11 protein-coding genes and 2 pseudogenes are annotated in these 13,674 nt (G+C 60.3%); 8 read left to right on the forward strand and 5 right to left on the reverse strand.

From position 1 onward, the window contains the following. Window positions 1-285: 285 nt before the first annotated feature. Window positions 286-531, reverse strand: a pseudogene (locus AC1DJT_RS25640) (IS481 family transposase); the annotation flags it as partial. 81 nt (window positions 532-612) lie between these two features. Between AC1DJT_RS25640 and AC1DJT_RS25645 the strand changes: the two are divergent. The 4 genes and pseudogenes from AC1DJT_RS25645 to AC1DJT_RS25660 all read left to right on the forward strand — a co-directional run. Beyond that, window positions 613-786, forward strand: coding sequence for a hypothetical protein (locus tag AC1DJT_RS25645; protein WP_476769913.1), 174 nt, complete (start codon window positions 613-615; stop codon window positions 784-786). A gap of 139 nt (window positions 787-925) precedes the next feature. Beyond that, a complete protein-coding gene (gene istA / locus AC1DJT_RS25650; protein ID WP_476835143.1) occupies window positions 926-2,428 on the forward strand; it encodes an IS21 family transposase in 1,503 nt (500 codons plus the stop codon). Next, window positions 2,425-3,270: an IS21-like element helper ATPase IstB gene (gene istB, locus AC1DJT_RS25655; protein ID WP_476769915.1), complete on the forward strand. Its 846-nt coding sequence runs from the start codon at window positions 2,425-2,427 to the stop codon at window positions 3,268-3,270. The genes istA and istB overlap by 4 nt, the downstream gene beginning before the upstream one ends. Window positions 3,271-3,357: 87 nt before the next feature. After that, a pseudogene (locus AC1DJT_RS25660) lies at window positions 3,358-3,567 on the forward strand (IS110 family transposase); the annotation flags it as partial. A 146-nt stretch (window positions 3,568-3,713) separates the two neighbouring features. Here AC1DJT_RS25660 and AC1DJT_RS25665 read toward each other — a convergent pair. Further along, complete coding sequence (locus tag AC1DJT_RS25665; RefSeq protein WP_476835144.1) at window positions 3,714-4,388, reverse strand: LuxR C-terminal-related transcriptional regulator; 675 nt, start codon at window positions 4,386-4,388, stop codon at window positions 3,714-3,716. Between the two features lie 238 nt (window positions 4,389-4,626). Here AC1DJT_RS25665 and AC1DJT_RS25670 point away from each other — a divergent pair, with 238 nt between their 5' ends. Then, entirely contained in the window at window positions 4,627-4,986 is a 360-nt protein-coding gene (locus AC1DJT_RS25670; RefSeq protein WP_476769917.1) for a DUF7957 family protein, read from the forward strand. A gap of 1,181 nt (window positions 4,987-6,167) precedes the next feature. Here the strand turns inward: AC1DJT_RS25670 and AC1DJT_RS25675 are convergent. Further along, on the reverse strand, window positions 6,168-6,644 hold the full coding sequence (locus AC1DJT_RS25675) for a Ros/MucR family transcriptional regulator (protein ID WP_441508885.1): 477 nt from the start codon (window positions 6,642-6,644) through the stop codon (window positions 6,168-6,170). A gap of 483 nt (window positions 6,645-7,127) precedes the next feature. On the opposite strand from AC1DJT_RS25675, the gene AC1DJT_RS25680 reads away from it, so the two are divergent. Continuing rightward, a complete protein-coding gene (locus AC1DJT_RS25680; RefSeq protein WP_441508902.1) occupies window positions 7,128-7,664 on the forward strand; it encodes a hypothetical protein in 537 nt (178 codons plus the stop codon). 873 nt (window positions 7,665-8,537) lie between these two features. Here the strand turns inward: AC1DJT_RS25680 and AC1DJT_RS25685 are convergent. Then, a complete protein-coding gene (locus AC1DJT_RS25685; RefSeq protein ID WP_441492543.1) occupies window positions 8,538-8,816 on the reverse strand; it encodes a hypothetical protein in 279 nt (92 codons plus the stop codon). 1,024 nt (window positions 8,817-9,840) lie between these two features. Here AC1DJT_RS25685 and AC1DJT_RS25690 point away from each other — a divergent pair. After that, window positions 9,841-10,422, forward strand: a complete 582-nt coding sequence (locus tag AC1DJT_RS25690) for a transglycosylase SLT domain-containing protein (RefSeq protein WP_476769919.1) — start codon at window positions 9,841-9,843, stop codon at window positions 10,420-10,422. A 698-nt stretch (window positions 10,423-11,120) separates the two neighbouring features. Here AC1DJT_RS25690 and AC1DJT_RS25695 read toward each other — a convergent pair. Continuing rightward, window positions 11,121-11,756: a DUF6904 family protein gene (locus tag AC1DJT_RS25695; protein WP_476835145.1), complete on the reverse strand. Its 636-nt coding sequence runs from the start codon at window positions 11,754-11,756 to the stop codon at window positions 11,121-11,123. 889 nt (window positions 11,757-12,645) lie between these two features. On the opposite strand from AC1DJT_RS25695, the gene AC1DJT_RS25700 reads away from it, so the two are divergent. Next, window positions 12,646-13,557: a universal stress protein gene (locus AC1DJT_RS25700; protein WP_441493352.1), complete on the forward strand. Its 912-nt coding sequence runs from the start codon at window positions 12,646-12,648 to the stop codon at window positions 13,555-13,557. The last annotated feature ends 117 nt before the right edge of the window (window positions 13,558-13,674 follow it).

Genomic DNA, 13,674 nt, shown 5'->3' on the forward strand with positions numbered 1-13,674 from the left:
CCAATCAGGCCGGCTATCCAAATCTTCACGGCGACCGGGAAAATCACGGGTTCAACCCTCGCTGCGTCGTTGAAGTTGCTTAAAGGGAAGGGGCCTCGTCGACCCGTCGACGCTGCCTTCGGGCTTGAACAGGGGTCGCGATAGACAGGGTCGCCGAAGGTGACTAGCGCCCGCTCAGTCGCGCGGGTGCACGGTGATAACTGGGCACGTCTTGCGCGCGATATCAGTCAAGTGCCGAATGACTTGGCCTGTGCCCGACATCGCAGCGAACAGCCGGCAGGCTCAGCGGTGCAATGATGAGCGCGTCAGATGCGGGATCGTCGCCTGCAGAGCATAGAGGCAATCGTCGAGCGGCAGCAGAGTATGCCGGCGGAAGGCTACGATGACCGCCTCCTCCTCGATCGACAGCACGGTCGATCGAGGCTCGCATGGACCGGTCTTGAGATCCGCCGTAGAGCTCCGTCTCTTCCACTTGGCCACCGTCTTCTGGTTGATGCCGTAGCGCTTAGCCAGAGCCCTCAAGCTCTCTTGATGGGATGGACGGCGCCTGCACCGGCACCGTTCTTAAGGCAGGCGCGTTGCCATCACGGACCAGTCCGAGGAGCCCCATCCATGCGCAAGCAGAACATCGACCTGTCCGCAGCTGTAACGGTCGGTCTCGATTTGGCGAAGCTTATCTTCCAGGTTCACGTCGTCGACGGCTCGGGCGGTGTGTTGCTGACGAGAGCCATCAGACGTCGGTGCGACGCGACAATCACGATGCGAGTTGCGCGACAATCAAGGTGAGAATCGTCGGGGGCGCGGCAGCGTAGGGCGTAGCCCGTAGCCGCCCCCGACGAAGGCGAGCTTCTTGCGGAGCGTCGTCGCTGATGATCGCGGCCGGCTGGCTGTCGCAAACTGTCTCCTTCGATGGAGGAGACCTTGCGTGCCCGGCCGCCACGTCACCGATCACCAGATGAGGCTCTTCATGAAGTTCCGACAGAACGACGTCGTCGCGATCGCGGCGGCGAAGGCCGGGTTCAGCACCGCGACGGGATATCGGATATCGGGCGATCCCGGCCTGCCGTCGCAAAGCGACAGGCACCGTGGGCGTCGTCGGCCGGACCCTCTTGCCGCGATCTTCGATGACGAGATCGTGCCGCTGCTGCGCTCGGCGCCGGGCCTTCGGCCAATCGGCATCTTCGAGGAGATGCGGCGGCGCCATCCCGATCTCGCCCCCGGCATCCGGCGAACGATGGAGCGCCGCATCCGTGCCTGGCGCGCCATTCATGGCCCGGAGCAGGAGATCATCTTCCGGCAGATCCACGAACCCGGCCGGATGGGATTGTCGGACTTCACCGACATGGCCGATCTCGGCGTCAGCATCGCCGGCGTCGCGCTGGACCACCGGCTCTACCACTTCCGGCTTGTCTGGTCGGGCTTCGAGCAGGCGCATGTGATCCTGGGCGGGGAAAGCTACGTCGCGCTGGCCGAGGGGTTGCAAAATGCCCTATGGGCTTTGGGAGGCAGCCCAACCGAGCATCGCAGCGACAGCCTGTCGGCCGCGTTCTGCAATCTCGACGCCGATGCAAGGTCCGATCTGACGCGGCGCTACGACGCCTTGTGCGCTCATTACGGCATGACGCCGACGCGCAATAATCGCGGCGTCGCCCACGAGAACGGTTCGGTCGAGAGCGCTCACGGTCATCTGAAAGCCGCGATCCGCGACGCCCTGCTGCTGCGCACCAGTGCCGACTTCGACGATCTTGCCGGATATCGGCGCTTCGTCGATGAGACCGTCGCCGCCAAGAATCGTCGCAATGCCGCCCGCATCGACGCCGAGCGCAGCCATCTCCAGATGCTGCCGGATCGCCGGACCTGCGATTACGAGGAGACGATCGTCACCGTCACCTCGAGCAGCGGCTTCACCTTGAGGAAAGTGTTCTACTCCGTCCCGTCCCGCCTGATCGGGCACAGGCTGCGGGTCCGGCTCTATGATGACCGGCTCGACGTGTTCATCGGCGGCACCAAGTTGATGACGCTGCTGCGCGGCCGATCACACGGCAATGGCAAGCATGGCCATGTCGTCGATTATCGCCACGTCATCCACGCCTTGCGCCGCAAGCCGATGGCCCTCCTTAACCTGGTCTATCGCGACCGGCTGTTCCCCCGCGAGGCCTATCGGCGCACCTTCGATCGCCTCGTCGAACGATTGCCCGAGCGCATCGCCTGCCGGACTATGGTCGATCTCCTCGCCCTGGCGCATGAGCGCGCCTGCGAAGCCGAACTCGCCGAGATCCTCGCCTCTGTGCTGATGGCCGGCGGCCTTCCCGACATGGCGGCCTTACGAAGACGCTTCGCGCCAGACCCTGCCGCGCTGCCAGTGGTGRCCGTCGAACTCGTCCCGCTCGCCGTCTACGACGTGCTTTTGTCGGGAGCCGCAGCATGACACCGGTCACTCACCCGATCGACGCACAGAGGCTGGCTCTCATCCTCAACGACCTGCGTCTGCCCGCCATCAAGATGAACTGGCCCGATCTCGCCCAGCGCGCCGACAAGGAAGGCTGGCCCGCCGCCCGCTTCCTGGCGGCGCTCGCCGAGCATGAGATCGCCGAACGCGACCGGCGGCGCATCGAGCGTCATCTCGGCGAGGCCCGCCTTCCGCCCGGAAAGACCCTGGACAGCTTCGCCTTCGACGCCGTGCCGATGATCTCGCGCGCCCAGGTCATGGCGATCTGCTCCGGAGACGGCTGGCTCGAGAAGGGCGCGAACCTGATCCTGTTTGGCCCGCCCGGCGGTGGGAAAAGCCATCTTGCCGCGGCGATCGGCCTGGCGCTGATCGAGAATGGCTGGCGCGTGCTGTTCACCCGCACCTCCGACCTCGTCCAGAAGCTGCAGGTCGCTCGCCGGGAACTCTCCCTGGAAGCCGCCATCACCCGGCTCGACAAATACCACCTGCTGATCCTCGACGATCTCGCCTACGTCGCCAAGGATCAAGCCGAGACGTCCGTGCTGTTCGAGCTGATCAGCGCCCGATATGAGCGTCGATCGACCCTGATTACCGCCAATCAGCCCTTCGGCGAATGGAACCGGATCTTCCCGGACCCTGCCATGACGCTCGCCGCCGTCGACCGGCTCGTCCATCACGCCACGATCTTCGAGATGAACGTCGAGAGCTACCGGCGCCGAGCCGCCGTGCAGCGTCGCACCGGAGCAGGCAGGCCGCCGACCTACGCGACAATCAAGACCATCGACAAGGAGCCGGCGCCCGACGAACAGCCGACACCCTGAGCTTGCCAGCGACAATCAAAAGCACCAATCTCAACACGCCGCGACAATCAGTTCTCATCCTGATTGACGCGCCGCTCTCATCCAGATCGTCGCGCTATACGTCGCGACCTCTTGCGCTTCTTCGAGCAGCTACCGCCATGCCTGGTCGGGCTTGAACCTTGTGGCTCCGCCCATCATTGGGCGCGTAGGCTAATCGGCTGTGGTCACGATGTGCGGCTGATGCCGCCGGCCTACGTGAAGGCCTATGTCCGGCGCCAGAAAAATGATGCAGCAGATGCAGCGGMAATCTGCGAGGCTGACCGTTCATAAGCGCTGCGATATTGGAAGCAGAGTGCATCGCGAGATCTCGCACGAGTACCCGCTCTGCTCGTAAGAGAGTACGGAACTTGAGATAAGGCGCGCGATGGTTCGATGACGCTAACGGGCTCAACTCGGGCGGCGTTCTATGGCCGAATCCGTGTGACCGATGTGCCGCTCGGCGGCGGGATGTGCTTTTGCGCCGCGATGACGACCTCAAGTCGATTTCGGACATGCATCTTGACCATCAGGTTCGTCATGTAGCCCTTGACGGTTTTGGCGCTGAGCGAAAGTTCGTGGGCGATCTCGTTGTTCATCTTCCCCAGCAGCAGCAGCCTCACGATCTGCTCCTCTCTGACGCTGAGCCTAGCACTCGCCGGCTTCTGCCGTTCCCGGTTCTGGTMTTTCAACGCGCCAATTAACTTCGCGGCGAAGGAGGGGGTGACATGCACATCGCCTCTTTCAGCTGCATTTAGAGCCTGAAAGAGATCGTCGGAAGGGCTGCCCTTCAGAACGTAGCCCTTGGCGCCTGCGTTCAGAGCCGCAATCGCATCATCCGTGCTGGTTGAGGCTGTGAATACGACAATTCTGGTCTCAGCAGCGATCTTCAATGTGTCGGAGATAGCCTGAAAGACATCCCCAGCCATGCTCAGATCGACGATCATAAAATCGGGCTGATGGGTCTTGGTGATCGACAGGATATCATCCGCGACGTTCCCCGTCGCAGTGAGCGTGAAACCGCCCCATCGTCTCAGTAGTGTAGCAACGCCCTCGGCCAACAATGGGTGATCGTCAACGATCGCGACCGTCCGGTCCGGCATGGGCCAGTTCCCTTCTGATTCGTCTCCCCCCGGCCAATGATCCCGATGGTTGCGTAGCCAATGATCGATGTAAACGAGTTCGAACAGGAAGAATGGCGACCCAATTAACTCTGTCGGACGCTGTGTCTTTGCGGTGCCCCGACTGTGAAGTCGTCACCACGCAATGCAGACGGTTTCGAGAGACAAATAGCCCGCCCCGAGTCATTCTCTGAAGCCGCGAGAGTGATCGGGGAGGGCAATGGGAGCGATTGTTTTCACGGCGAATGGCAATTTCATCGTCGTAAGGAATGGCGACGGGCCGTTGGCTGTGAAAGGCCTCTATCGGGGTGCACCCATCAAAACCGCTATCCCATTCGGCCCGGAGCGATGCATCGTCCTGATAGACCCCGAATCCAGCAGAGCCAATCTGTTTGAGAACCTGCTCTGCATAGGCAAAACCGGACGAGTGCTTTGGAGGGCAACTCTACCGAGCGTGCCCGACGCGTTTGTCGAGGCCAGGCTAAGCGAGACGGGACTTCTGGCGTACAGCCGGAGTGGTTATCGCCTGGTGATTGATCCCGCGACGGGCGGCGAGATCGAAAAAGAGCTCGCCAAATAGGTGCCATTGTCCGACCGACCTGCGCTAATGCCGTGGATCGTGCACACTGATATCCGGGCAGGCGCAAGGAGCGATACGTCCCGGGAACGGTCGCGTTTTTCCACTGATGTCAGGCTACGGTTCGGTCGTCGCGTAGCGTCATTCGGGATGGCGCCCCAAGCTTAGGGGACGACAGTGGATTTTGCCCGACGGTCAAGCGGTCAGTTACCCATTCGACGAATCCGCCAGCCAGCCAACAGGCTGCAGCGGAAACACTTCCTTCATGTGAAGTTAGAAGTATCTGAAGGCAGTCGTGGTGGCGGTTCGGAAATGCGCAGCATCATCAGTGCCGCCAAGGCGGTTTGGCCGTACCTGTTCTCTGTAGTTTACGGGGTGCTTGACCGCCAGTTCGGGGATCGAGTGTTCGACTGGATCAAGCCTTCGATCCCACAAGGGCTGTCTCCGGAGACTTTGCGCCTGCTAGCGACATACGTGCCGCCATTGCTGTTGATCGCGCTAGGATTCTACTTGAATTTCGGAAGAAAGCGCAGTTCACGTGCGGCCAGTTCGAAAAGAAATAACATAACTGAAACGGGAGATCCCGCTAGATTGAATATCATCTCTCAATCTGGTCCGTTTCCAAGAGATTCTTGGCATTTATACGTATACCGCGTTAAATTGACTAAGCCGATATACCGAATTTCCATAAGAGCGCAGGGCGATAACGTGATCGCGATGGACGTCTCTCGCCCAATCGCTGGGCTCCGTTCCTCGACATCGAAAGGCGAGGTTTCCAGATCCGCATTGCCTGGCGGGCTCGGATTGGCGGAACAGTTTTCTAATGCCAGTGGCGAATACGAGATAATCGTCGTGTGCAGTACGGAGGACGCTCCGTCGCTCGCATGTGACCTTACGCCTTAAGGTACGCCGACCGGATCCAACACTCCATTCCGTCAGTTCCAGATCGCGTGGCCGGCGCTGCATGCCTCACGGTGGAAGCGTCCGGCAATCCCCGGCAACTGCGACGCGTGAAATCCTATCGTGAACTAGCCCGATCCATTACGGTGCTTGTCGGGGATGAGAAGCTCGTGTTGCCTGAGCCTTCCGGACGTCGCCCAGTTGAGGAAAAGCGTGTCGGAATGGCGCGACGTCGAGTTCATGCAATCGACGTCGCGGCGCTTGGCAAACAAGCTTTGGATGCGTCAGGTCTTGGGCCCGGATTTCGAGCCACGCTTGGCCCGGGCAGGCTTCGGAGCGACGGGAGGGACCGGTTCAGTTTTGGCCTTTCGTCCCAACCCTGACGCTCTTGCGAGCGCTGCCCTGGCTTGGGAATAATTGGGTGCGACCATCGGATAGTCTGGAGGCAGGCCCCATTTCGCGCGATACTGTTCAGGGGTGAGATTGTAAGCCGTACCCAGATGGCGCCTGAGAGATTTGAACGCCTTTCCGTCTTCCAGGCAGATGATGGCGTCCGGAGTTATGGACTTCCTGATCGGAACCGCGGGCACAAGTACGATAGGTTCGGGCGGGGCTTCGGGTTTGGCGCCGAGCTGCGTGAACGCGGAGTGGGTGCTCGAGATTAGCGCCACGAGATCCCCGGACGGGAGGTTATTATGCGCGACATAGGCCGAAACAACCATCGCCGTCAGCTCAATTACATTGTCGTTTTCTTCATTCATGGCGCTTCCTAAAATAAACATTTCGCTAAATTATCTTCTAACCTATTGATACTTAGAAGCGCAATGCTCAGTCCAAATTTTGAACGCGATAATCCTGTGGTTCGTCATTGGCGAAACGATCTTGTCGTGTACCACTAGCGACCGCGCGTATGTGACCATCGCCTTGGTGATGCCGCCGGTTTGGCTCCTGGCCTTCGGTCTAGGGGCGAATGCCCGCAATCCCTTCCATGGAACAAGTGCCTATCGGTGCCGTTTCTTGGGCACAGAATATTTGCTGTTCCGATACCAACGCGCCGTTGCCCGGCTCAAACAGCTTCACCAAGGGCCAGGCGAAGAGCCGGTTCGAGGCCAATGGGTGCCGTGTCCGAACTCAGGAAGGACGACAATGGCGTCTGTCAGGGCAGGGCGCCTCATGGCGGCCAGGCGGCGTGAGCCTCGATTGTCGAGGCAATATCACGCGCAACTGAGAGGGTCTTTCACATGATCCAGACAATCACTCGTTCGTACGACACCTACGATCAAGCTGAATCCGTAGTTCGAAAGCTGAAGGATATCGGCGTCGTCGATTCCGATATTAGCTTTGTTGGCCGCCGAGCGGATATCGATGGCGAGAACCATGCAGGGGAGGGCGCCGGGGTCGGCGGCTTGATCGGCGGTGCTGCGGGGCTACTCGCTGGGCTCGGCCTGATTGCGATCCCCGGCATTGGCCCTGTAGTCGCCGCTGGCTGGCTTGCCGCAACTGCCGCTGGGGCTGCAACCGGTGCCGTCGCCGGCGGCCTCGTAGGCGCTCTGACGAAGTCTGGCGTCGATCAGCAGGATGCCCACTACTATGCGGAGGCGGTCAGGCGTGGCGGCAGCGTTGTGGCTGCTCGAGCAAACGAGGAACAGGCTCCGGCGATCGTTGCAGTCATGGACGGCGCGACACCGATCGATGCGGTCGACCGCCGGACCACCTATGAGCGGGAAGGTTGGACGCAATTCGATCCCGAAGCTCCGCCTTATGTGCGGCCGCCGATCTAGGTGCCGCTGGGCATCGCCTGGCAAACGGGCGTCCAAGGCTGAACCCAGGGGGGCCGCTTGCTGACTGATCAGAGCGGCTGCGCCGCCAATTGCGGCCGCCGCACCGGTCGCTGCTGTTTTGGCAGCCCCCAGCAGCGACGAGCTGGCGATCGCTACGATTAACGCCCCGGCAGCCCAAACGACCGGGCCATGAGCACCGTAAACGTTCGCGAAAGGCCATCCAAGTTCACGCAGCTATCGCGCCAGTGAACGCGAGGAGACGTCTCGGATCTTCATGACCGGCATCAGTTCGGGAAAGCTCGATCAAGCTGACTGCCGGCGCGAGAAATTCGACTGGGTGCTGACGCAGTCTCTGCTGTTCCAGCGCGTAGAACCGAGTAGCGAAACTAAGTGAACCGACCAGTTGATCGATGGCTTAATATTGTAGGTTCAGTCGCCGGCTAGGACCGCCGTCTCGAAAAACCGCGCGGTTTAGTCGAACATGCGAAGGGGCCGCTGGAGAACACCATCACCAAACCTCAGCGTTCGCTTCTCACAGTTGGGACAAAGATGAAGGCCGCTCGAAAGCGTGWCCTTATCCCAGGACGCGACAGTACGGACGTCGGATATTGCGGGATCGCCGTACTTCACAACCGCCTCTGATGCGCATCTGAGACAACGGTACGGCACCACCCGAAGGTTCATTGAGGTAAGGTCGGCGCAGTTCGTGCAGTGGCACGGCCAAGCCGAGTGCTCTCGAAACGCCGTCCTAGTTCCCCCGATCACGACGTCGCGTTGTAGATGGCAAGCCTCGCAACTTGCTGAAATGATCTGGCCCATCTGGAAACTCCCACTACAGCCCGCCCCGCATGGTCTGGCAGAGGGCGTTTGCGATCATGCCACGGGGCGCTTTTGAGCTTTTCGCATGTCGTTCGCCCGCTCCAGCAACAGGTTCCTGGCATTCGGAATGAGCTCGGCGCCCGGGCCTACCCATGTCTTTGCATCATGCTTTTCGGTGCCGCTATTCAGCTGCACCCCGTTACTGGGGACGTGGCTCCACTCGTGCTGGACGTAGAATTCGTTAGTGTCGGTCTCGTAGCAGAGGTGCCACCAATCTTCGTTCTCGGCCATAGGCCCTTTGATGCGGGACGCGAGCTGTTCGAACAAAATCATATTGTCTCCGTGCTTTTCGATAACACATTGGAGGCAAAGGCTGATTGCAACAACCGCCGTACTGGTGAAGGCAGGCACGAGGGAGATTGTCGACCTCACGTCGCAAGAGCCAGTCGGTGCGCCTGCGCTCCCAAGGAACCCTCCAGCGCCGGTCGATCCGCGCCGAGCGGTTTCAACGACGGGATACCGGCCTGGGGCACAGGCACATTCCTCGAAAAACATGATCGCCGCTAGCCGCGGAGGCCGCAGCTTTCCGTCGGCGGCGATCCCGTTCGGTCGGTTGCCTGACACATCTGGCGAAAAACCCCGTAGACACCAGTTTGGGAGAGCCCTGGCGCTACGGGGTCTCCTGCACCCGGCAGTGTCACCCGGGGAAGGGGGGTGCCGGGGAGCCTTGGATTCGTGTCGGCCTGTCCGCTACCACCACTTCCTGCCGCCGGAGATTGTCATGGCAAGGTCGTGCTATGCGGCATGGTGCTGACAATCGGCATCTTGGTCAAGCAAGGACAGAAATCGGCCATGCTTGTCTTGTCTTGCCCACCCGGAAGGAGCACCTGGCTGCGTTGATAATGGCGTTCACAGCTCCGCTGCGCAGGTAGGCCATTAATTAGAGGAGGGTCTCCTCGAAGAGCTCGGGTCCGAAGGCGCAAGGTATGATCTTGTCCTTGCTTGACCAGGCTGTCTTCCGGGATCACCATAACATCGCCCACGACGGTGCCATCACACGCTTCGATGGCAGGAGATGCATAGGTCCAACTGGCTCCCCGGCGACTGCCCCCCAGTATGGTTGGTAGCCGGGTGACGAAGACCCCGTAGTTGCACGCCACCTTAGAAGCTGGCCCTACGGGGTTTTCACGACGCTCACTTGTCGGGAGAATGATAGCCGCGAAATCCAAGTTGGGCTGCATGAGACGATTCAGGTGCGACGTCACCTGTTCGGATCGTCGGCCGCAGAACTGCCGCCAGTGGGCGTACATTCGGTTGAGCCTAGAGTTGGTATCCCCGTGAGCAGGTTCATCAGCTGATGGAGGTCAGATTGCCGTGGCAAAGACGTCTCGTTGCAGCCGGTATCACCTTACTGTCTGCCGGAGTTGGAGGATGCATCGTTACGGACGACGCCTCCGCGGAGGCAGCGAAACCACTTGCTTACTCCAGCGAACAGTCCGTTGATCGTCGGTCACCAGGCGGCCCAGCGCGCGCGGGCATCGACCGGATCATCGAACAGAAGTCAGCGCATTACGAACTCCCCTCAGATTGGGTCCGGCGAATCGTCAAGCGCGAGAGCAACTTTCGCCCAACCGCCCAGAACGGTGGTCATTTTGGATTGATGCAGATCAAGCATGCGACGGCGCGCAGCATGGGTTACACCGGCCCGGCAGCGGGGTTGCTCGATCCCGAGGTCAATCTCACCTACGGGCTCAAATACCTGCGGGGAGCCTGGCTCGTGGCCGGTCGCGACCAGGCCCGCGCCGGCCACTACTATCGGAGCGGGTACTATTACGATGCCAAGCGGAAGGGGCTTCTCGAAGCGACCGGCCTAGGCAAGGACCGTACGCGATTAGCCAAACCCCGCTACGCGTCGGACACAGTTCCTCCAACTCGCTAGATTGATCGGAACGGGGGGTCCCTGCTTGGGTTTTCGTGCGTCGGGATGATCTGCGACACAGCCGGATGGGGACAGTCAGCGGACCCCGAAGGCACATTCCCGACGGCGCCGATGAAATTAAAACGCGGACCGCCCGTGGGGGGCCAACGTTCGCCGCTTACCGGGCAACCGGGCAGCAGTTTCGCGGGTGAATGCTGGCTTCCGTCACCCAATGTCTCCTGGCTTTAGATCTTGGGAATTGCGGTTGCCAGAAAACCTCAGAGGCGAGTAAGGCGGCCTCGACCATGGGGCGTACGAAAGCCCGGATGTCCAGCCTCCACTCCTCGGACGACTGCTCCCACTGGAATTGCCGCTTCTCGCGGGCGTTCTCATGGAAGGCTCTCGCAGCTGCTTCGACCGCGAGTTCGGTGCGTTCGTCAGGCATCGGTCCGGCTCCAATAAAGTCGAACGGTTCGCGTACGGCGTCTATCGACCCGCAAGCCAATATCGGACCGCACGAGCCGCGACCCAAATAATGATGCCTGTGCCAGCGATTGCCAATCCAATGGGGTCTTTGTCCGAGCGAGCGAGGTAGAGCCAGACGACGATTCCAGCGGTGATCACGATCACGGCGATCCATGACGCGACCCAGTACAACAGATAGCCGAGACGGGGTGCCATCCGGCAAATTCCTTAGGACCTGCCCAGATTCAGACCGCTTACCATTTCGGATCGGGCCACTCGGCGCCCTCCCACGCCGCGATTATCGCCGGCGTCACAAGGCCATGGAAGGKACTGAGTTTCTGGCTCTGGTCGAACATGGGGGACATGCTAGCAAGGAGGTCGGCAAGGCCCCCTTTGCGGTCGCCGGCGTTCCAGCTCGAGAATAGTGCGCAACGCGCGGAATAGCGGTCGTCGAAAAATTCGACGCAGCTTGCAGTCTGCTTCCAGGCTTCTCTGATCACTCCAGCATGGCCGCCGAAATCGTCCTCCAAAGCGTCTTCAATGACCGCCTCGAGCATGTACGCGCAGGCTTGGTGTTGCGGGCCATGATCKATGAAGGCCAGAGACGATCGCAGCACTAGATGTTGCAGCAGCAAGACTGGCCAAAGGATATTCACGCCATATCGGGTTCCGATTTCCTTGCAGTGTGCAGGTGGGCGAATGACGTCGCGCTCCAGCTCGAAAGCTTTTCTGAGGTCGTAGGCAAGCGCGATGAATAAGCCCTCCCGATCCTTTATCAGGGGTGAGCGCTCATTGATGTCATGAACAACGTCACGAAGTGCCCTCAGTGACGTGTAATCGCCTTCCAACCGAATTCCGGCGTGAGTGCTTAGCAAGGAGAACGCCAACATAGGAATCTCCCACGCGCCGGGTTCCCGAATGTTTAGCTTATCACAATCGCGGTCAGGATCACGCTTTCCAATTCTCGCCCTTAGTCCGACGGGAACCGATCAGGCCAGGGGGGCTTCTCGCACGCCCGTCTCGTGACGGAGGCCGCAGATAGCACAGCGGCTGCCCTCATCGCCCAGCCACCAATGCCGAGGGTGTCCAGCGCGAATTAAAGTCGAGCGGCCCAGTAGAACACCATAAGCCAGATGACGATCGTCGGAATTAGCGCCGCGACAGGAATTGGCCGCCAGCGATACCGCGGCAGAACTCGGTCATTGCGGTCGCGGGGCGTGGGCTGGTTGCGCATCATCACAGGACAATGCCCGGACATGATGCAGCCGTCTTGCTATTCGCCGCCAATCAGTTGCGGTAAGCGGCGGGTCCGAGATGGCGCCATTTGCGGGAGCATTCGTTTGGCAGACGTTGCTCCCACCGCGCAATCAATTCACAGTCCTCATTGATTCCAGGCGCCCAGGGGCCTTACCCATTACCAGCCGTTCTGAAGGTCGCTGAGGGGTGGAAAGCCGAAGTTGGCCGCGCGCCTGTCTCACGTCTCTTCAGCAACAACTTCCKACATTGAGGGGTTGCCCAGGACGGACAGCATTGGTGCGGTCTCGGTAGCTCCTGAGGGACCTTCCACGATGCATGTAATTTCGGCCCGATGGCCTGCGCGACCGCCGCGGCGATCTCTAGATTGTTGGCGCTGAGGCGCTAACGGACTGCGCTCACTTGCGGAACGATTGCCCAAAGAGAATGGTGAAGCCTGAGCAATCCTGTGCCGCTCAGGCATATTAGGTTAGCGCGACGCTGTTTGACGAGTTCTCGCTCTGCATTTGGAGGCTGGAGATAGCCATGACGCTAACTGCGAAAAACGATGGCCCCCTAAAACGCATCCTCGTTGCAACCGATCTTTCGACGAGATCGGACAGGGCGCTACGACGGGCCACGCTCATAGCAAAACGTTTGGGTTCTTCACTTTCGCTTGTCCATGTCGTGGATGGCGATTTGCCTCATCGCATGATCGAAGCGGAGCGATCGGCCGCCATATCCGTGCTCGAAGATACTGTTCGATCAACCTGCGAAGCCGATGGGGTGTCAGCCAAATTCGAGATCGTGGTAGATGACTCGTTCAACGGAATATTGTCCGCCGCCGATGAATTCGGCGCCGACCTGATCGTCCTAGGACCTCATCGCCGCCGCTTCCGGGACGTTTTCACTGGGACCACCGTCGAGCGTGTCATTCGACGGAGCCGCATTCCAGTCTTGGTCGCGATCCAGCCCCCTTCAACTGTATATGAACGAACTCTCCTCGCGCTCGATTTTGACGATGCGTCGAAGGCGGCAGCCCAGGGTGCCTTGCGCATGGGAATCTTCAGCAAGTCCGCCGTGAAGATCGTTCATGCGTTTGATGCTCCGGCCCTCGGGCTGATGAAGCGATCTGTTCTAGATCCGGTAGCGATCAATGCGTACCTGGATAAAGAACGGGTCGAAGCAGCGGAGCGACTTGAGGCGTATACAAACGAGCTTGGAATTCCACCTACGCCCAGCGGCGTCGTTCTGCGTGAAGGCAGCCCTGCGCAAACTATCCTGGTTAGCGCCCAGGATGAACGCAGCGATCTTATCGTCCTCGGGACCAGCAAGAAGAGCGGAGTAAAGCGTGCCTTGATAGGCAGCGTGGCCGAGCAAGTACTTCGCGACGCAGAACGTGACATTCTCATTATCCCGGCTGACCAGACTGACGAAGTTGCGGTCGCATCAGCGTAGGTTAGCGACTCGTTTTCAGACGTCGCACCCCTTCGCGTCTGGGCGGCTGAGTGGGGAATGCAGACGCACGGTCGGCGCAGGAGCGAGCGCGGAGATGCCTCTTGGGTTCCCTCTGTC

The sequence above is a fragment of the Allobosea sp. 05T422_2 genome, from assembly GCF_056396265.1.

Bases quoted from the DNA above. Each gene is read 5' to 3' on its own strand.
- AC1DJT_RS25675 (WP_441508885.1), bottom strand. From the start codon at position 6,644: ATGAATGAAGAAAACGACAATGTAATTGAGCTGACGGCGATGGTTGTT.
- AC1DJT_RS25645 (WP_476769913.1), top strand. From the start codon at position 613: ATGCGCAAGCAGAACATCGACCTGTCCGCAGCTGTAACGGTCGGTCTC.
- AC1DJT_RS25685 (WP_441492543.1), bottom strand. From the start codon at position 8,816: ATGATTTTGTTCGAACAGCTCGCGTCCCGCATCAAAGGGCCTATGGCC.
- AC1DJT_RS25690 (WP_476769919.1), top strand. From the start codon at position 9,841: ATGGAGGTCAGATTGCCGTGGCAAAGACGTCTCGTTGCAGCCGGTATC.
- AC1DJT_RS25670 (WP_476769917.1), top strand. From the start codon at position 4,627: ATGGGAGCGATTGTTTTCACGGCGAATGGCAATTTCATCGTCGTAAGG.
- istB (WP_476769915.1), top strand. From the start codon at position 2,425: ATGACACCGGTCACTCACCCGATCGACGCACAGAGGCTGGCTCTCATC.
- AC1DJT_RS25700 (WP_441493352.1), top strand. From the start codon at position 12,646: ATGACGCTAACTGCGAAAAACGATGGCCCCCTAAAACGCATCCTCGTT.